We start from the raw sequence: 16282 nt of genomic DNA, 5'->3' as shown, positions 1-16282 counted from the left end.
GGGGCGGGTCTTTGATCTGCCGCCCGCGCCGCTTACATCAAGGGGGTATCCCAAGAAGGTTCCCATGATGCGCAAAACTGTCCTTACCCTTCTTTGCCTTATGCTGCCGCTGCAAGCCGCCGCACAGGCCTACCGGGCCGAGAACCGGCTGATCGTCGTGCCCCTCACCGCGCAGGAGTTCGAGGTGATCGAAGACCACGGCGCAGGCGCGCGTCACATCTGGTGCGCCGCGGCGGAGTTTGCGCAGGACGTTCTGGGCCTCCCGCGCGAGGAGCGGCTATTCATCAAAACGCCCCGCGGTCCGTCGGTCAGCGGTGTGGGCCGTACCGGCGTTGTTTTCACCACCGATCCTGAACGGGCGAGCGGCGACAGGGGGCAGTCCTATTCCGTCACGATCAACCGCGCGGGAGAGAACTTGCCCAGCCATCATGCGCGGCAGTTCTGTCTGGATCGCATAATTGAGTTGCGGGATTTCTAAACCGGGGAAGCCGTTGTTTTCACGCGGTGGCAGGCTTATTCTGCGGGTATTGTTACGACGGATTGATCTCATGCGTTTTTTGCTCGCCAGCCTGTTTTTGACCCTCGGCACCAGCCAAGCTCCTGCCCACTGCCACCAGCGCAGCGCCACGGTTCTAACCTGTACGATTGACCATGGGACGAAGCAGTTGGAGGTCTGCCTCGACAGGGAAGAGGCGATCTACCGCTTCGGCCCGCCTGACGCGCCCGGTCTGACCCTGAGCGCTCCGATCACGGAGGTGGCGCATCAGCCTTGGCCGGGCATAGGTCGCGCCATTTGGGAGAGTACGACCTTCCGGAATGGCGATTTTACCTATGAGGTCTATGGCTCTTTCGACAAACTCGATCAGATCAGCGATGGCGGGGTGACGGTGCGCGAGAATGGGCGCGAGATCGCCTCGCTTTCTTGCGACAGGGGGTCAACGGAACTGGGCCTCTTTGCCATAAGCGACGCGAAAGAGGCGGCTGGCCAATGTTGGGACGCAGAGGCGCAGCACTGGGGAGCCTGCTGAGATGCAGACAGTCTTTACCATTCAAACCCGCGGTCAGGTGCTCTACGAGTTCACGAATGACGTGGCCCGCTGGATTGCAGGGCAGGGGGACGGGCTGCTGACGCTCTTGGTGCAGCACACCTCGGCCTCTCTGCTGATCCAAGAGAACGCAGACCCGGATGTGCAGCGCGACCTTTTGGCCTATTTCGCCCGGCTGGTGCCGCCCGCCGATGCGCCAGAAATGAGCTATCTCACGCATCTGATGGAAGGGCCGGATAATATGCCTGCGCATATCAAGGCCTCGGTCTTGCCGGTGACCCTTAGCATCCCCGTCACGCGGGGGCGGATGATGTTGGGGACTTGGCAAGGCATCTACCTGTTCGAGCATCGCGACGCCCCGCATCAGCGACGCATCGCGGCGCATTTCCGGCCCGACTGACGCCGGACGGGGCAGGGGTCACCCTGTCGGCATCAGGTGAATTTCACGCACCGCGGCCCGGGCGGGCGCTTCGAGCGCATGCATCACCGCATCTGCCACATCCTTAGGCTGCAACTTGTCGGGTTTGGCCTCGTCGAAAAAGGCGGTGTCGACCATGCCGGGCGAGACCACCATGCAGCGGCCACCCCATTCGGCCATCTCATCCGCCAGATTGCCCGCGTAGCCGTGGATAAACCACTTGGTCGCCCCGTAGATCGACCCTTGGATATGACGCCGCCCGGCGGCAGAGCCAGTCACGACATATTGCCCAGTGGTCTTGCGCAGATGCGGCATGGCGGCATGGGCGGTATAGAGCGCGCCCATGATGTTCAGGTCCACCATCACTTTCCAATCCTGCGGGTCGCCATTCTCCGTCCCCGCCGAGCTGGTGCCGCGCCCGGCGTTGGCGAAGGCAGCGTCAACCTGTCCGAAGTGGTCGGCCAGTTTGTCGATCGCTTGTTTCTGCGCGTCGTAATCGGTGGCGTCGCCCACCAGCACCAACGCCTGATCGCCGATCTCATCGGCGAGGTCGTTCAGCTTGTCTTCGCTCCGGGCAAAGAGGCCGATGTTCCAGCCCGCTTTCGCGGCGGCGCGGGCGGTGGCGGCGCCGATCCCGCTGGAGGCGCCGGTTAGGAAAAGTGTCTTGGTCATGGTATGCTCCGTTTATAGCCTTCGTTGACCAACGCGGCGGCATGCCGTTGGGTCCATGACACATATTTGAACGCAAGATGTAGCTGTGGAAATCTTCTCTACCCAAAACCTCGCGGCTCCCCTATAAGTTTTGACAAGAGGGCCGCGCGCCCCACAAGTGAGGCAGGATGAAGAGGGGGACGGCCGATGCGCTGCCCGTTTTGCGGAAATATCGACACCCAAGTGAAAGACAGCCGCCCGGCCGAGGATCACGTCTCGATCCGGCGCAGACGGTTCTGCCCGGCCTGCGGGGGCCGCTTCACCACCTACGAACGGGTGCAATTGCGCGACCTTGTGGTCATCAAAACCTCCGGCAAGCGTGAGGATTTTGACCGCGACAAGCTGGAACGCTCGATCCGTATCTCCATGCAGAAACGCCCCATTGATCCCGAACGTATCGATCAGATGATCTCGGGCATCGTGCGCCGGTTGGAAAGCATGGGCGAGACCGACATCAGTTCGAAACATATCGGTGAGATCGTGATGGAGGCGCTGGCCCGGATCGACACCGTGGCCTATGTGCGTTTCGCCTCTGTTTACAAAAACTTCCAAGCCGCGGACGATTTCGATAAATTCGTTCAGGAACTGCGGCCCGACGCCCTGCCGGAAGAGTGACCGGCGAGCGGGTGAGCGACGCGCGGTATATGGCGCTGGCGCTATCCTTGGGGCGGCGCGGGCAGGGCAATGTCTGGCCCAATCCGGCGGTGGGCTGCGTCATCGTGCAAGGCACGCGGATCGTCGGGCGCGGTTGGACCCAGCCGGGCGGGCGTCCCCATGCCGAGCCGCAGGCGCTGGCGCAGGCGGGTGCGGCGGCGCGGGGGGCGACGGTCTATGTCACGCTTGAACCCTGCTCCCACCACGGCAAAACGCCGCCCTGTGCGCAGGCGCTGATCGACGCAGGCGTGGCCCGCGTGGTGATCGCGACGCAGGATGACGACGCGCGGGTCAACGGGCGCGGCATCGCGATGTTGCAAGATGCCGGGATCGAGGTCTCAGTCGGGCTGCACGAGGATGCGGCCCGCGCGGATAACGCTGGTTTCTTCTGCCGCACCGATCTGGGCCGCCCGATGCTGACGCTGAAGCTGGCCAATTCCTTTGACGGGCGCATTGCCACCGGCACGGGCGAAAGCCAATGGATCACCGACGCCCCCGCGCGGCGGCTGACCCATGCCATGCGCAGCCGCCATGACGCGGTGATGGTCGGGGCAGGCACCGCCCGCAAGGACGACCCAAGCCTGACGGTGCGCGGTCTCGGGCTTGCCCAGCAACCGGCGCGTGTTGTCGTCTCGCGCAGGCTCGACCTGCCGTTGATGGGGCAACTGGCGCGCACGGCGGCTGAGGTGCCTTTGATCCTCTGCCACGGTGCGGATGCCGATCCGGCTTTGGTCAAAGCCTGGGCGGATCTGGGGGCGACACTGCTGCCCTGTGCCGCACGCGGGGCGCAGTTGGACCCGCAGGATGTGATGCGGCAATTGGCGGCGCATGGTCTCACAAGGATCTTCTGCGAGGGCGGCAGCGCCTTGGCCGCTTCGCTTATCGAGGCGGATTTGGTCGACCGGCTGGTGGGGTTTACCGCCGGGCTGGTGATCGGGGCCGAAGGTCTGCCCGGCATCGGGGCGCTTGGTCTGTCGCGGCTGGCTGAGGCCCCGCGCTTCGCGCTGCAATCCAGCCAGCAGATCGGGCCGGACCTGTTGCACGTCTGGCGGCGCAACGCAGCCGATTGAGCGCTATCGCCGCCAGAGGTGGCTCTGGCTGGCAAAGACCCCTTGGAGCTTCGATAGCATCCGGTTGCCCAACCCGGCGCGGGGCAGGCGGCCCGTGGCCAGCCGTTCGACGACCACCTCAACGGGGCAGGGCAAGCCGCTGACCGGGTCGCGGTAGCGTGGGTAGTCGATGAGCGCGGCATGAACGAGCCCTTCGAGCGTCGGTGTCGCGCGGCGGCGGGGGGGCACATCGCCCCGGTCTTCGGTCAGCCCCCAGCCCGCGTAGAAGGGCGCGCCCAAGGTCACCACGGGCACCCGGCGGAGGAGCGCTTCGAACCCCAAGAGGGAAGTCATGGTCCAAACCGCGTCGACTTGGCTGAGAAGCGCCACCGGGTCGGCGTGATGCAGGATCAGATCGGCGTCGCCCGCCTCGGTTGCGCCTTTGCGCAGGCCCGCTTCGACATCAGGGTGGGGTTTGTAGAGGATCACAGCATCCGGGTTTGCGGCGCGTGCGGCGGCCAGCAGGGCCGCGTTGCTGTACACATCGCCCGTGCCGGTGAGGATGGAGGCGTCGTCTTCGACCTGTCCGGGGACGAGGATGCGCCGCCCCGGCGGCAGGTCGGGCGCGGCACCGCCGAGGTTGTATTTGCTGAGGCCCGCCCCAGTCAGCGCCGCGATCAGCGCGCGGGCGCGGGCCAGTTGATCGGGGCGCAGGTCGGCGCGTTTCGCGATCCATTGCTCTAACCGGCTGGGTCCTTGGGGATCGTAGTAAATGCCCAGATCGTCACAGACCAGCGACAGGGGCGGGACCAGTTCGGCCCCCAGCCCGCGCGAGCGCAGAAACCCGTCCTCGACCCGCAGCGCATCTTGGGGCCCGTCATCGGCCTTGCTGGCCCAGACCATGGCGCGGCGGGGCGGCTTGGGGGCTTCTGCCGGGCCTTTGCGAAAGCGAAGGGGCGTGGCCGTTCCGAAGAACTGTTGCAGCGGGCGGCGCTTCCACAGGCGCATGCCCCATGCGTCCCAGCCGCGATGATCCTCTCGCCACGCGCGGGCCTGCGCGGCGAGGGCGGTGAGGGCCGTCTCGAAACTGCCGAGTTCGTCGCGATAGGGGTCGTACCAGGTCGGATAGAGGATCATCGCGGCGGCGAAGAGTTGCGCGCGGCTAAGGCGGCGCTGGCGGCGTTGAACGGGGAATTCATCCTCCGTTAGCCCCCAACCGGCATAGAAGGGCTGGCCGAAGACGCGCGGCCTGTGGCCTGCAAAAATCGCCTCGAACCCCATTTGCGAAGAGACCGTGTAGACACCCACCGCCCCTTCGAACAGTGCCCAAGGGCTGATGGGATCGGTCAGCAGGGTGATCCGGTCGTTGGTATCCTCGGGGCCGTAATGCCCGGCGCGGTAGCCCCGTGCCGTCTCGGGATGGCTCTTGATGATGACCCGTGCGCCGGGGTGTTCCTCTTGCGCGAAGACGAGCATTTCCAGAAACCGCGCACGATCCGCGCCCGAGGCGGTGACCGAGGCGTCGCCGCGGGTCTGGTCGATCACCAACACATAGCCCGGCTCCGGCGCGGGCATGTCGGGGTCAAAGCCCGCATATTTTGTCAGATGCGCCTCGGCCATCTGCGCCATGCCGCCCCGGGCGCGGTCCAGAAGGGCGGTATCGTCCAGCGGGTGATGGGCGAGCAGCTCTTCGAGGTCTGAGGGCTGGGAGGGATCGAAATGCGCGCTTCGGCTGTCGATCAGCAGGCCCAAGGGCGGCTCGCCCGCGCGACCGGGGTGGAGCGAGCGCAGCCATGCGTCCTCCACCCGGATCACTGGCACGCCGCGCTTGGCCGCCACGGCCAGCCCGCGATGCGCGGTGGGGGAGTTGCCCCAGACCGCCACCGCATCATCCGGCCCGGGCAGACCGATGCGCAGTTCATGCCCCGCCAGATGCAAGATACGCCGCAGGCGGCGCTGCGTCAGAAAGCCGCCGTTATATACGAAAAGCCGCCGGCTCCTTTCGGGACCGGCGGCGGGGTATTGGTATGGGTCAGCTTCGAATGCCACCGGGGTGGCTCATTCGGTCAGCGAGGTGATGCTATCCGCCGAACCCGCCGTGCCGGTGATGGCCGAGATTACCTTGCTCCACTGGGTGAAGGGCGCTTCGGTCACATAGATCGTGTCGCCGTCGCGGATCACGAAATCGCGGGCCATAAACATGCCGTTAGGTTTGGTCAGGTCGGTGACATAGACCATGCGCTGCGCGCCAGTCAGATCGCTGCGCCCCAGCACCTGTTCGGCGACTTCCTCAGGCTCATTGCGGAACACGAAAACGCCGGTGGGGTCGGCCGAGAGGGGGCTGAGCCCGCCCACCTGCGCGATGCCCTCCAAAAGCGAGAGGTTTTGCGATTCAAAGGGCACGCGGGCCTGTCCACCGGTGGCGCCAAGCGCGGTGAAAGAGCGGGTGTCTTCCTCGACCAAAATCCGGTCGCCCGGGCGCAGGGCGATGTCGAGTTCGGGGTGGTCATAGAGGTCTTGGAACCAAATCTTACCGCGCTGCCCGCCGCGGATCACGGTGACCTGTGCGATTTCGGGGATGATGGTCACACCACCCGCGCGCGCCAGCATGGCGGCGAGCGTGCGGGTCGGCCGTTCGATCGGGTAGACGCCCTGCGCCCCGATGGAACCGATGAGCGAGACGGTCGAGCCGTCACCGGCGGCGCGGCGCACTTCGACCTGCGGGTCGGGGGTCTGTTCGCCCAGCTTGTTGGTGATGATGCGGCGGATCGCTTCGGGGGTGTTGCCCGCGGCGCGGATGCGGCCCGCGTAGGGGATAAAGATAAAGCCCGCGCCGTCGACCTGCACCTCTTCCAGCATGGTGGCTGGGGCGCCTTCGACGCCGAGAAGCGGATCGTCCACGTTCTCATAAACCGTGATGCCAAGGATATCGCCCGGCTGGATCGTGTCGGAACCGACCCGGCCCGCATTCTTGAAGCTTTCCGAAAAGCCAAGCGCCGGGGCTACGGCGGTGGCGCGGGTCACACGGTCATTCACACTGACGACAAAGGCATCGCCTTCGCGCTGAACGGAGCCTGCGTAGATTTGCCGTTTGTTCGGTCCGACCTGTGGCAAACCACATGATGAGACGACGGCCACCGCCGCCAGCGCTGCGATGGGGCGCGCCCACCGGAAAGATACGGATTTCACTGCCCGGTCTCCTCGACCTGAAATATCTGCCTCGAAATCGCCAATTGTCTTGACGTATTACTTTACAACTTAGCGCAGCCTAGCGAAAAAATCTACAGGGCGGAATGGGTTAACTCAGGTGACGACCCGCAACTGTTGCCGAGGGGCCGCGGTGCCCTGTTCCAGTGCGTCATAGGGATCCTCGGCGGCGAGCATCATATCGACCACTTGGCGCAGCAATTGCCGCCGCCCGCGTGCGGCATAGAAACCGCCGGGAACCTGAGAGGTTTCAAGCAGATAGCGGCGGTAATCCTTATAGGCGCGGTTGTCGGGGCGGTTGGCGGTGGCAAAGAATTCCGGCAGCGGCTGGTCCGAGACAAACTCAGGCTGGGAATAGACCGCGCGGCCAAAGACCTTGAGGGGGATGCCGCGCCAAAGCACCTGTTGCCCGGCGGTGGAATTCACCGTCACCGCGCTGCGGGTGTCGTTCAAAAGCTGCGCCAACTTGCCGCCGCGCACGAAATGCACGCGGTCTAAGACGCCATGCAGGCGGGCCAGCCGTTTGACATCGCGCCGCACCGGCACGCGGCCATCCTCCAAAGGATGCGCCTTGATCACGAGGTGGTGGTGCTGCGGCGCGCCCTTGGCGAAACCTTCGATCACCAGTTCAAGGAAATCGGCCATCGTGTTGAAGGGCGAATGTTTCTGGAATGAGGAATCATGCTCCAGTTGCAGCAGCGCCAGATGGTAGGGAAAGCCGCCCAGCCGGATCTTCAGCGTGGCCAGCAGGCGGTCGACGGCCAGCACCGGCATCAGCAAGAGCCGCTTGAGGTAGAGGCGGAATTCCTTGGTGACCGGCAGGCTGCGGTGTGGTTTGAAATTGCGGTAATCGCCGTTTCGGAACATCACGAACCAATGGTAAAGCGCGCCGTAAAAGATATGGTGGCGCATGTCGCCCCAATGGCCCGGGGGCAGGGGGGCTTCCATGTCCGAGCGGGCGAGGGCGGCCTGCATTTGGGGAATGGTCATCTCCATCAGCCGCGAATTGCCGTTCGAGCCGCCGCGCTCATAGGTGACCCAATAGGGCCGCATATAGCCTTCCTCAAAGACATGGACGGTGATGCCACGGCGCTTGGCCTCGGCCACCGCTTCGGCGTGGATGGGGCGGGTGTCGCCGTAAAGCACAATGTCGGTGACCTGGTTGTCGTCCAGCAGACTGGCAAAGACGCCCGGCCAATCCTCGACCCTGCCGCGATAGGGGATGTAGGTCGACGGGTGAAACCAAAAGGCCCGGTCGCCCGCGTTGAAGCCCACGCGCCAGACCTCGGCCCCCGCGCGGCGTAGCATCTTGCCCAGACTGTTAAAGAAAGGGCCGTGTGGTCCTTGCAGGAACAGGAAGGTTCTGGTCGGGGCGGCGGTCACGGTCATTCTAGTCCTTCGGTGGGTCTTTGCCCTCTTAACCACCATATAATAGGGGCGACAATGTGGCGTCACCCGCTCTTGCCTGTGGCGGTGACCGGGTTTACCACTGCGCGGAACCAGCAAAGGAGCCTACCCCATGTTCACCGGCATTATCACAGACGTTGGCACCGTCACCAAGCTGGAGCAGGAAGGCGACCTGCGCGCGCGCATCCAGACCAGCTATGATACCGGCAGCATCGACATGGGCGCCTCCATCGCCAGCGACGGCGTCTGCCTGACCGTCGTGGGGCTGGGCGAGGATTGGTATGAGGTGCAGATCAGCGCCGAGACCGTGGCCAAGACCAACCTCGGCCAGCACTGGCGCGAGGGCAAACGCGTGAATCTTGAACGTGCTTTGAAGGTGGGCGATGAGCTGGGCGGGCATATCGTCTCGGGCCATGTCGATGGCGTGGCCGAGATCATCGAGATGAAAGACGAGGGCGACAGTACCCGCGTGACCCTGCGCGCGCCCGAGGATCTGGCGCGGTTCATCGCGCCCAAAGGTTCCGTGGCGCTGAATGGCACCTCGCTGACGGTGAATGATGTCGATGGCTGTGATTTCGGCATCAACTTCATCCCGCATACCAAGGAGGTGACGACTTGGGGCGATGCAGGCGTCGGCGATCTGGTGAACCTCGAAATCGACACGCTGGCCCGTTACGTGGCACGCCTGAACGAGATGTGACGCCGCGCCCTTCGGGGCGCGCTCTGGCCAAGCGGCGCGGGTCAGGCTAAGAGCCGGGCAACAGATAGATGGAAGCAGCCGATGCAATTTGACAAACCCGGACCGGTCGAGACAGGGCTGAGCGATGCGATCTCGCCCATCGAAGAGATCATCGAAGACGCGCGCCAAGGCCGCATGTTCATTCTGGTGGATCATGAGGACCGCGAGAACGAAGGCGATCTGGTGATCCCGGCTGAGTTTGCCGATGCCGCGGCGATCAACTTCATGGCGACCCATGGGCGCGGGCTGATATGTCTGCCGATGACGGCGGAGCGGGTCGATCACCTTGGCTTGCCGATGATGGCGGTGAACAACTCCTCCCGGCATGAAACGGCCTTTACCGTCAGCATTGAGGCGCGTGAGGGTGTCAGCACCGGCATCTCTGCCGCCGACCGTGCGCTGACCGTGGCTGTGGCGATCTCGGAACAATCCGGTTCGGCAGATATTGCCACCCCCGGTCACGTCTTCCCCCTGCGCGCCCGCGATGGTGGCGTGCTGGTGCGGGCGGGCCATACCGAAGCGGCAGTCGATATTTCGCGCCTCGCGGGGCTGCATCCTTCGGGCGTGATCTGCGAGATCATGAAGGACGACGGCGAGATGGCGCGTCTGCCCGATCTGGTGGAATTCGCCGCCGAACACGGGCTGAAAATCGGGACGATCAGCGATCTAATCACCTACCGCCACAAGCATGACAATCTGTTGGTGGAGCGCGACAGCCGCACCGTGACCTCCGCCTATGGCGGCGACTGGCAGATGCGGGTATTCTCCGACCAGATCACCGGCACCGACCATGTGGTGCTGACCAAGGGCGACATCTCAACCCCCGAGCCGGTGCTGATCCGCACCCATGCGATCAACGCGCTGGAAGATATTCTGGGCCTTGGCCCCAGCCCGGCGGATGAGTTGCCCCGTGCCATGCAGATCATCGCCGAAGAGGGGCGGGGGGCCGTGGTGCTGTTCCGCGATCCTTACCCGCGCCTCAAGCTCGATCCAGAGGATGACGACCGCCCGCGCACGATCAAACGCACTGGGCTTGGCGCGCAGATCCTCTCGACAATGGGGCTGCATGAACTGGTCCTGCTGACCGACAATCCCGACACGCGCTATCTGGGCCTCGACGCCTATGCGCTGGAAATCGTGGGCACCCGGCCCATCACTACGGAGTAATCGCCATGGCATCCGCCGAAGAGCATACCATCCTGCCGCGCCCCAGCTTCGACGAACCGGTGAAGCTGCTGATCGTCGTCTCGCCCTATTACTCGGACATCGCGAATGGCCTTCTAACCGGTGCCAAGGCCGAGTTGGAGGCCGCGGATGCCAGTTATGAGGTGATCGAAATGCCCGGCGCGTTGGAGATTCCCACCGCCATCGGCATTTCCGACCGGGGCAGCAATTTCGACGGCTATGTCGCGCTTGGCTGCGTGATCCGTGGCGAGACCACGCATTACGAGACCGTCTGCAACGACAGCAGCCGCGCCTTGCAACTGCTTGGGCTGCAAGGGCTTTGCATCGGCAATGGCATCCTGACGGTCGAGAATAAACAGCAGGCCGAGGTGCGCGCCGACCCTCAGGGGCAAAACAAAGGCGGCGGCGCGGCCGCTGCGGCCTTGCATCTTATCGCGCTCGCTCGTAAATGGGGCCGCCAGAGCAAGGGCATCGGGTTCAAGCCATTCGGGCAGGACACTATGATGGCCGGCGACACGGATGGATCAAACATCGCATGACCAGCAACGGGCCTTCGGGCAATCAGAAACGTAAGATGAAGTCGGCCTCGCGGCTCTATGCCGTGCAGGCGCTGTTCCAGATGGAGCATTCCGCGCAGACGGTCGATGTCGTGCGTCACGAATTCATCGACCACCGTTTCGGTGCCGTCTATGAGGGCGACGAGATGCAGGAGGGGGATGTCGATCACTTCTCTCGCGTGCTCGAAGATGCGGTGAACTATCAAGCGCCGATCGACCAGATGGCCAACCGCGCCATCGTCGCCAAATGGGCCATTGCGCGGATCGACCCGACCCTGCGCGCACTGTTCCGCGCCGCCGGGGCCGAGTTCCGCCATGACGACACGCCGCCGCGCGTGGTGATCAAGGAATATGTCGACGTGGCCCATGCCTTCTTCCCCGATGGGCGCGAGCCGAGCTTTGTCAACGCCGTGCTTGACCATATGGCCCGCGAGGCGCGCCCCGAAGCGTTTTAAACGCGCGGGAAAGTGGCCCCGAGGGGGCCATCTACCACATTGATGTCTTGGGAAAGTGACGGGAACCGCGCCTGCCGCTGCTGTTTTATATTCCCGAGGACCTGTATGTACAGGTGGGCGCCAGGTAACCGAACCAGGGCTCGGACAGAGCCAGCTCCCTCGGATTTGCTTAAGGCCACTGGAATGTAACGTTCACGAACAGGGCAGAACCCGTCGACCCCCGATGTAGGGGCCAAGTGGGGCTGCGGCAAGGGGGCGGAAGTGGATTTGCAGAACTTCTCTGCCGCGCTCAATCTTCGGCGGGGATAAAGCCATAGCGGCGCAATTCTTCGGGCAGCAGCACATAGATTTCATCGGGTGGCGTGACCAGCGCGTGCTGCATCACCATCGGATCAATGCCCATATCATCTAGGTATCGCATCACCTCACCTTGGCCGCGCTGGATGTCCTCCACAGCGACAAAGGCGGGCAGGATCGTGCTTTCGCCAAAGTAATGCTGATGCACCCCGACCGAGGCGCTCTCGGGCACGGTCCGTGTCGCGCCGGCGGCCAGCAGATAGGGGCAGGCGGAATAGCAGATGTCCCCCTCCCGCAGCGCGGTGTTCAGCCCTTTGCGCCGAAGATAGCGGCCCAGTTCCAAAGCGTCGCGGACCGATCCGCCGGGGGAATTGAGATAGATTTCCTCGGGCGCGGGGGTCAGTTCGCTCAACTGTTTGACGATCCGCTCCGCATCGCCCGCTTCGATGGCCCCTTCCAGCAGCGCCGCCCGCCCGCCGGAGACGGGGGTGAGCACTAGCCTGTCGGGCAGGGCGGTCTCGGGCATCGGCTGGCCGGGGGTCGGCGCGCGTTCGGGGCGGAACCGACGGGTCTGGTCGCCGGGGCGGATCGGCTCGGTCAGTTCCGGGGCGCGCGGGCCAAAGCCCGGCAGGCGCAGCCCTTCCCCTAAGTCCCCCCAGAACAGCAGCACCGCAAGGCCAAGTTGAAAGATCAGTACGCCGATCAGCACCCGCCCGACAATCGGCTTCCGGTGGGGGGCTTCGGCTTCTGGTGGGGTCCCCTCGCTCATGTGCTTTTGATCGATGTGACGGGGCCGGGGGCCGGTTCTTCGGGCGCATCCGCAGCGGGCGGCGCTTCGGCGGCGGGGCGTTTGTGGGCGGGGCTTTCCTGCATCGCCACATCGACATCGCGCACGGCGGCCAGCGCGGCGCGCAGTTCTGCAAGGGTCAGCGTGTCTTCGACCGCGGCCCCCTCCCGGCCCGAGCGGATCGCGCCTTGGGTGATGGCGAGGATCAACACCAGCACGGCGGGCAACAGATCAATCGCGATGGCCCCGGCCCAAGAGGGCACGAAATTGCGCGCATAGAGGATCACCGCATCGGCGCTGGAGATCGGCGTATAGGTCGTTTCAGCAGCGGGCGGCATGGCCTGCACATCCTGCGCCGCGCGCTCCAATGTCGCTGCACGCTGGGCGAGCACCTCCAGAACCGAAGTGATGGTCGCCCCTTGCGCGCCGCGTTGCTCTTCGTTGCTGCCGTCAAGCTCAGGCAGCACGACGGAGGCCGCCAAATCCTGCGCCGCGCGCTCCACCAGCGGGGCCACGGAAAGCTGCCGCAGCCGGGTGATCAGACCTGCAAGCCGCACGGCCTGTTCGGAAAACTCGACCGAGCGCGCCTGAACTGGGCCGGGCTCTACCGTAAGGGCGCGCATGCGGCTGAGGATCTGGTTCCCTTCTGCAAAGGCGTCATTCACCAGCGGGGTCTGGGTGGCGATCTGCGCCTCCAGCGCGCCCAGTTCTGCCGACTTCTGCCGCAGCACCCGGAACACCGCGCCGCGTCCGGCAAGACCCGACAGGCTGCCAGCGGCCTCTTGCTCGCTCAGGTCTTCAAAGCTTTGTCTGACCCGCGCCACGTCCCGCTCAAGCCCCTGAGCAGACAGGGCAATCTCATGGGTGCGCTCCAACGCGCCTTGGTAGTCCTGCACCGTCTCGGCCAGATGCTGTTCCACCGCCGCCGATCCGGCGAGCGCGGCGGCGTTCAGCCAGCTCGACATCGCGATGATCGCGACGGAGCCGAGGCCCATCGCCCCCAGAAGCCCCATCCGCGCACGGGTCGTGCGCACAGCGGGGAAGAGCCGCAGCAGATAGGACCAGAAGACAAAGATGCCCACCGAGACCGCCACCGAATAGGCGATCGCGGCAAAGGCCGACATGGCGCCATTGTCGTCCAGCAGCGACGACACGCCAAGGTAGGTGTAAATGCCCGAGGCCACGGCCAAAACGCCAAGCGCCGTGCCGGAGAATGTATCGAGCCATGTCAGGTGGCCCTCCAATTCACGGGCGTAACGCACCCCGCGCGCCTGCGTCTCACTCATCGGTTCGCGTTGTGCCATGGGCCTCCCTCGCTTTGCTGGGGTGAAGATAGGGGGTCGCGGGGGAATTACCAAACTTTCCGGTGCTGCCCCTTGTGGATGTTCATCAAATGTTCATATTTGTCGCCATGATGGAGAATGACATACGACAACTCCAACCCGGCCAATTATTGGCGCGGGGGGTGATGCGGCATCTGGCCGATCTTGGGTTTGCCTCGGTCGAGGAGCTTGTGCCGACGCGCGGTTTGCGGGTCGACGTGATGGCGCTTGGCCCGAAGGGGGAGATTTGGATCGTCGAATGCAAATCCAGCCGCGCCGATTTCATGGGCGACGCAAAATGGGAGGGCTATCTGGAATGGGCGGACCGGTTTTTCTGGGCCGTCGACAGTGATTTCCCGGTGGAACTGCTGCCCGAGGAAAGCGGCCTCATCATCGGTGACGCCTATGGGGCTGAGATTGTGAGGATGTGCGATGAGACCAAGCTTGCGCCCGCCCGGCGCAAGGTAATGGTGCAAAAAATCGCGATCCATGCCGCCCGGCGCCTGCATCGCCTACGCGATCCCGACATGGCGCCGAACTGGTCTTGAAAGGGGGGGGGCGTGATCTGAGGTCGCCCGTCTATATCGTGGGCGAACCCGCGTTTAGGCGGCTTAGCGACCTTTTTTGCCTGCGCGGTTCGCGGCGGCCATGATCTCTTCCGCGATTTCGCGGGCTTCCTCCGGGGTAAAATCCATCGGAATCTCAACGCCGCCGCCTTCGACGAAAAGGCGGACCATGCCCTTGTCTGTCGGGCCGATTTGCAGGTTTGCTTCGATGTCGCGTTCGGTGTCGATGCCCATGGGAGCCTCCGGTTTGGTGGGGCTTATCGCTAGCGCGGCATGGGCGGAAAGGCAAGATATCTTGGCGGGTTGCGGCGCAGGGCAGGGGGCTCGTTGGCCTTAGGTGACGCTGCATCATCACCGTTCTGGAAGAGGGTTGGGTGCCGTTCTGGCAGATCGGGAGATTGCCGCGACGCGCAGCTCGAAGACCGAGGGCGGAATCGCCGCGTCATCCACCCGCGTTTCCCGCATGAGTGCCGATGACACAGGGCGCGCGAAAAATCTGACGGAAACCGGCATTTCTTCTGACTTTGAGGTCTTGCATTCCTCCGCCACGGGCGCTAAATCCGCCCCAGTGCCGCCTTAGCTCAGTTGGTTAGAGCGCTTGATTGTGGATCAAGAGGTCCCTGGTTCGAGACCAGGAGGTGGTACCACCCCCCCCCCAATTCATTCTATCTGCGCTTTGGGGCGAACGGCCTTTTCGCGGCGCGCGGCATGATGCTGCCAACGCGCTGGCACCCTAACCCATGGTAAATTTTAGATTTTCTGGAACGTTCTGTCCGAGCTTTCGTTGTGACCATAGCAAATAACGAAGAGGAGAGAGACATGAAAACGCTTACAGCCAGCACCCTTGCCCTGACACTCGCAGGCACCGCCGCTTTCGCTGAAACGCATATGACCGACTATTCCAACGTCGACAGCATGCAGATGAACGAAATGCGCGGCGATCTGATCCGCTCGCGCGATATCACCGGCGGTGAGATCTACACCCTCAACGAAGCCGGCGACGAATGGAGCCCCAACACGGCCTATAACGAAATCGGCGCCGACTGGAACGAAATTGGTGAGATCGAAGACATCGTTCTGTCCAAGAACGGCCAGATGGTCGGCATCGTGGCCGAGGTCGGTGGTTTCCTCGATATCGGTGACAAGCACGTCATGATCTCGACACCCGATGTGAACCTGGTGGCCGTCGATGACCAGACCTACGCCTATGTGACGCGCCTGAGCGAAGAAGAGCTCGAAGCGCTGCCCGGCGTTGACGAAGGCTTCTGGGACTAATTTGAGCGGTTGATGCTTAAGTTAAATTCTTGGACCCCGGCGTGGAGCTTTCCGCGCCGGGGGTTATTCGTGAATGGGCTTAGCTTAGCTTCATTACGATGCAAGTGGTGGAGCCTGTGGCATAAAGCTTGCCATCTTCGACGCCGCGAATCTCTCCATGCGCGACACCGGTCGAACGGCCCACATGATCGGTCACCCCGATACAGTCGATCTCCATCCCCAAGGGCAGGCCGCGCAGGATATTAATCTTGTATTCCAAAGTGGTATAGACCGAGCCGCGGGGGATTTTCGTCATCACCGCGCAGGCCATCGCTGAATCGAGCAGCGTGCCGTACCAACCGCCGTGCACCGTGCCCATCGGGTTGGTCATGGCAAAGCTCGGCGCGCCGCGAAAGACGATGCGGCCCTCTTCGACCGAATGCAGCGCATAGCCCATGGTCTGGCCGATGGGCGGGCCGGGGTTGGTGCCATCGAGAATGGCCTGCATGAACTCCAGCCCCGAAAGCTTGAGCGCTTCGGATTGGGACAAAAGGTCGGCAGGGCTTTGGGCGATGCGGGGCATGGTCTTCTCCGGCAAGTGAATTTTGCCGGAGGATACGCCCGCGCG

At 63.8% G+C, this 16282-nt stretch carries 19 protein-coding genes, 1 tRNA gene and 1 other RNA gene; 12 read left to right on the top strand and 9 right to left on the bottom strand.

Annotated elements, in window-relative coordinates:
* The first annotated feature begins 64 nt into the window (after positions 1-64).
* From ACGYK2_RS03895 to ACGYK2_RS03885, 3 genes are all read left to right on the top strand, one after another.
* Positions 65-478, top strand: a complete 414-nt coding sequence (locus ACGYK2_RS03895) for a hypothetical protein (RefSeq protein WP_271689580.1) — start codon at positions 65-67, stop codon at positions 476-478.
* A gap of 70 nt (positions 479-548) precedes the next feature.
* Positions 549-1028, top strand: coding sequence for a hypothetical protein (locus ACGYK2_RS03890; protein WP_271689581.1), 480 nt, complete (start codon positions 549-551; stop codon positions 1026-1028).
* Between the two features lies 1 nt (position 1029).
* Positions 1030-1446 (top strand): secondary thiamine-phosphate synthase enzyme YjbQ, encoded by a 417-nt coding sequence (locus ACGYK2_RS03885; RefSeq protein WP_271689582.1) that lies wholly within the window; start codon positions 1030-1032, stop codon positions 1444-1446.
* Positions 1447-1464: 18 nt separating this feature from the next.
* Here the strand turns inward: ACGYK2_RS03885 and ACGYK2_RS03880 are convergent, their stop codons facing one another.
* Positions 1465-2136 (bottom strand): SDR family oxidoreductase, encoded by a 672-nt coding sequence (locus tag ACGYK2_RS03880; protein ID WP_271689583.1) that lies wholly within the window; start codon positions 2134-2136, stop codon positions 1465-1467.
* Positions 2137-2322: 186 nt separating this feature from the next.
* On the opposite strand from ACGYK2_RS03880, the gene nrdR reads away from it, so the two are divergent.
* Together nrdR and ribD are read left to right on the top strand one after the other, a co-directional pair.
* The gene (gene nrdR / locus ACGYK2_RS03875) at positions 2323-2790 is read left to right on the top strand and encodes a transcriptional regulator NrdR (protein WP_067264800.1); all 468 of its coding nucleotides are present in this window, start codon (positions 2323-2325) and stop codon (positions 2788-2790) included.
* Positions 2791-2819: 29 nt separating this feature from the next.
* Entirely contained in the window at positions 2820-3899 is a 1080-nt protein-coding gene (gene ribD / locus ACGYK2_RS03870; protein WP_271689941.1) for a bifunctional diaminohydroxyphosphoribosylaminopyrimidine deaminase/5-amino-6-(5-phosphoribosylamino)uracil reductase RibD, read from the top strand.
* Between the two features lie 3 nt (positions 3900-3902).
* Here ribD and ACGYK2_RS03865 read toward each other — a convergent pair whose 3' ends face one another.
* The 3 genes from ACGYK2_RS03865 to ACGYK2_RS03855 form a co-directional block, all read right to left on the bottom strand.
* Complete coding sequence (locus ACGYK2_RS03865; protein ID WP_271689584.1) at positions 3903-5927, bottom strand: capsular polysaccharide biosynthesis protein; 2025 nt, start codon at positions 5925-5927, stop codon at positions 3903-3905.
* A 9-nt stretch (positions 5928-5936) separates the two neighbouring features.
* The gene (locus tag ACGYK2_RS03860) at positions 5937-7067 is read right to left on the bottom strand and encodes a polysaccharide biosynthesis/export family protein (RefSeq protein ID WP_197470901.1); all 1131 of its coding nucleotides are present in this window, start codon (positions 7065-7067) and stop codon (positions 5937-5939) included.
* A gap of 114 nt (positions 7068-7181) precedes the next feature.
* Entirely contained in the window at positions 7182-8474 is a 1293-nt protein-coding gene (locus ACGYK2_RS03855; RefSeq protein WP_271689585.1) for a capsule biosynthesis protein, read from the bottom strand.
* A gap of 130 nt (positions 8475-8604) precedes the next feature.
* Between ACGYK2_RS03855 and ACGYK2_RS03850 the strand changes: the two genes are divergently transcribed.
* The 4 genes from ACGYK2_RS03850 to nusB all read left to right on the top strand — a co-directional run bounded on the left by ACGYK2_RS03850 (position 8605) and on the right by nusB (position 11428).
* Positions 8605-9192, top strand: coding sequence for a riboflavin synthase (locus ACGYK2_RS03850; protein ID WP_271689586.1), 588 nt, complete (start codon positions 8605-8607; stop codon positions 9190-9192).
* A gap of 81 nt (positions 9193-9273) precedes the next feature.
* Positions 9274-10398 (top strand): 3,4-dihydroxy-2-butanone-4-phosphate synthase, encoded by a 1125-nt coding sequence (gene ribB, locus ACGYK2_RS03845; protein WP_271689587.1) that lies wholly within the window; start codon positions 9274-9276, stop codon positions 10396-10398.
* A gap of 5 nt (positions 10399-10403) precedes the next feature.
* The gene (locus ACGYK2_RS03840) at positions 10404-10955 is read left to right on the top strand and encodes a 6,7-dimethyl-8-ribityllumazine synthase (RefSeq protein WP_271689588.1); all 552 of its coding nucleotides are present in this window, start codon (positions 10404-10406) and stop codon (positions 10953-10955) included.
* Positions 10952-11428, top strand: a complete 477-nt coding sequence (gene nusB / locus ACGYK2_RS03835; protein WP_067264814.1) for a transcription antitermination factor NusB — start codon at positions 10952-10954, stop codon at positions 11426-11428. The genes ACGYK2_RS03840 and nusB overlap by 4 nt, the downstream gene beginning before the upstream one ends.
* A gap of 58 nt (positions 11429-11486) precedes the next feature.
* Here nusB and ssrS read toward each other — a convergent pair.
* The 3 genes from ssrS to ACGYK2_RS03820 all read right to left on the bottom strand — a co-directional run bounded on the left by ssrS (position 11487) and on the right by ACGYK2_RS03820 (position 13816).
* Positions 11487-11641: non-coding RNA, 6S RNA (ssrS, locus tag ACGYK2_RS03830), on the bottom strand.
* A gap of 76 nt (positions 11642-11717) precedes the next feature.
* On the bottom strand, positions 11718-12494 hold the full coding sequence (locus ACGYK2_RS03825; protein WP_271689589.1) for a hypothetical protein: 777 nt from the start codon (positions 12492-12494) through the stop codon (positions 11718-11720).
* The gene (locus ACGYK2_RS03820; RefSeq protein WP_271689590.1) at positions 12491-13816 is read right to left on the bottom strand and encodes a hypothetical protein; all 1326 of its coding nucleotides are present in this window, start codon (positions 13814-13816) and stop codon (positions 12491-12493) included. The genes ACGYK2_RS03825 and ACGYK2_RS03820 overlap by 4 nt, the downstream gene beginning before the upstream one ends.
* A gap of 89 nt (positions 13817-13905) precedes the next feature.
* Between ACGYK2_RS03820 and ACGYK2_RS03815 the strand changes: the two genes are divergently transcribed.
* Entirely contained in the window at positions 13906-14382 is a 477-nt protein-coding gene (locus tag ACGYK2_RS03815) for an MmcB family DNA repair protein (protein WP_271689591.1), read from the top strand.
* A gap of 63 nt (positions 14383-14445) precedes the next feature.
* On the opposite strand, the gene ACGYK2_RS03810 is transcribed toward ACGYK2_RS03815, so the two are convergent.
* Positions 14446-14634 (bottom strand): DUF6324 family protein, encoded by a 189-nt coding sequence (locus tag ACGYK2_RS03810; RefSeq protein ID WP_209219317.1) that lies wholly within the window; start codon positions 14632-14634, stop codon positions 14446-14448.
* Between the two features lie 336 nt (positions 14635-14970).
* Here ACGYK2_RS03810 and ACGYK2_RS03805 point away from each other — a divergent pair.
* Positions 14971-15047 (top strand) — tRNA-His (locus ACGYK2_RS03805).
* A 172-nt stretch (positions 15048-15219) separates the two neighbouring features.
* The gene (locus ACGYK2_RS03800) at positions 15220-15675 is read left to right on the top strand and encodes a PRC-barrel domain-containing protein (protein ID WP_271689592.1); all 456 of its coding nucleotides are present in this window, start codon (positions 15220-15222) and stop codon (positions 15673-15675) included.
* 79 nt (positions 15676-15754) lie between these two features.
* Here ACGYK2_RS03800 and ACGYK2_RS03795 read toward each other — a convergent pair whose 3' ends face one another.
* The gene (locus ACGYK2_RS03795; protein ID WP_271689593.1) at positions 15755-16237 is read right to left on the bottom strand and encodes a PaaI family thioesterase; all 483 of its coding nucleotides are present in this window, start codon (positions 16235-16237) and stop codon (positions 15755-15757) included.
* Between the last annotated feature and the right edge of the window lie 45 nt (positions 16238-16282).

The organism is Sulfitobacter sp. 1A10359 (assembly GCF_043558145.1).
Classification (GTDB): domain Bacteria; phylum Pseudomonadota; class Alphaproteobacteria; order Rhodobacterales; family Rhodobacteraceae; genus Sulfitobacter; species Sulfitobacter faviae.
Note: the sequence above shows the minus strand (reverse complement) of the source record. Positions and strands in the feature narration are given on the sequence as shown.

Excerpts from the sequence above, each read along its gene's own strand:
- ACGYK2_RS03895 (WP_271689580.1), top strand. The coding sequence starts at position 65 with ATGATGCGCAAAACTGTCCTTACCCTTCTTTGCCTTATGCTGCCGCTG.
- ACGYK2_RS03890 (WP_271689581.1), top strand. The coding sequence starts at position 549 with ATGCGTTTTTTGCTCGCCAGCCTGTTTTTGACCCTCGGCACCAGCCAA.
- ACGYK2_RS03885 (WP_271689582.1), top strand. The coding sequence starts at position 1,030 with ATGCAGACAGTCTTTACCATTCAAACCCGCGGTCAGGTGCTCTACGAG.
- ACGYK2_RS03880 (WP_271689583.1), bottom strand. The coding sequence starts at position 2,136 with ATGACCAAGACACTTTTCCTAACCGGCGCCTCCAGCGGGATCGGCGCC.
- nrdR (WP_067264800.1), top strand. The coding sequence starts at position 2,323 with ATGCGCTGCCCGTTTTGCGGAAATATCGACACCCAAGTGAAAGACAGC.
- ribD (WP_271689941.1), top strand. The coding sequence starts at position 2,820 with ATGGCGCTGGCGCTATCCTTGGGGCGGCGCGGGCAGGGCAATGTCTGG.
- ACGYK2_RS03855 (WP_271689585.1), bottom strand. The coding sequence starts at position 8,474 with ATGACCGTGACCGCCGCCCCGACCAGAACCTTCCTGTTCCTGCAAGGA.
- ACGYK2_RS03850 (WP_271689586.1), top strand. The coding sequence starts at position 8,605 with ATGTTCACCGGCATTATCACAGACGTTGGCACCGTCACCAAGCTGGAG.
- ribB (WP_271689587.1), top strand. The coding sequence starts at position 9,274 with ATGCAATTTGACAAACCCGGACCGGTCGAGACAGGGCTGAGCGATGCG.
- ACGYK2_RS03840 (WP_271689588.1), top strand. The coding sequence starts at position 10,404 with ATGGCATCCGCCGAAGAGCATACCATCCTGCCGCGCCCCAGCTTCGAC.
- nusB (WP_067264814.1), top strand. The coding sequence starts at position 10,952 with ATGACCAGCAACGGGCCTTCGGGCAATCAGAAACGTAAGATGAAGTCG.
- ACGYK2_RS03825 (WP_271689589.1), bottom strand. The coding sequence starts at position 12,494 with ATGAGCGAGGGGACCCCACCAGAAGCCGAAGCCCCCCACCGGAAGCCG.
- ACGYK2_RS03820 (WP_271689590.1), bottom strand. The coding sequence starts at position 13,816 with ATGGCACAACGCGAACCGATGAGTGAGACGCAGGCGCGCGGGGTGCGT.
- ACGYK2_RS03815 (WP_271689591.1), top strand. The coding sequence starts at position 13,906 with ATGTTCATATTTGTCGCCATGATGGAGAATGACATACGACAACTCCAA.
- ACGYK2_RS03810 (WP_209219317.1), bottom strand. The coding sequence starts at position 14,634 with ATGGGCATCGACACCGAACGCGACATCGAAGCAAACCTGCAAATCGGC.
- ACGYK2_RS03800 (WP_271689592.1), top strand. The coding sequence starts at position 15,220 with ATGAAAACGCTTACAGCCAGCACCCTTGCCCTGACACTCGCAGGCACC.
- ACGYK2_RS03795 (WP_271689593.1), bottom strand. The coding sequence starts at position 16,237 with ATGCCCCGCATCGCCCAAAGCCCTGCCGACCTTTTGTCCCAATCCGAA.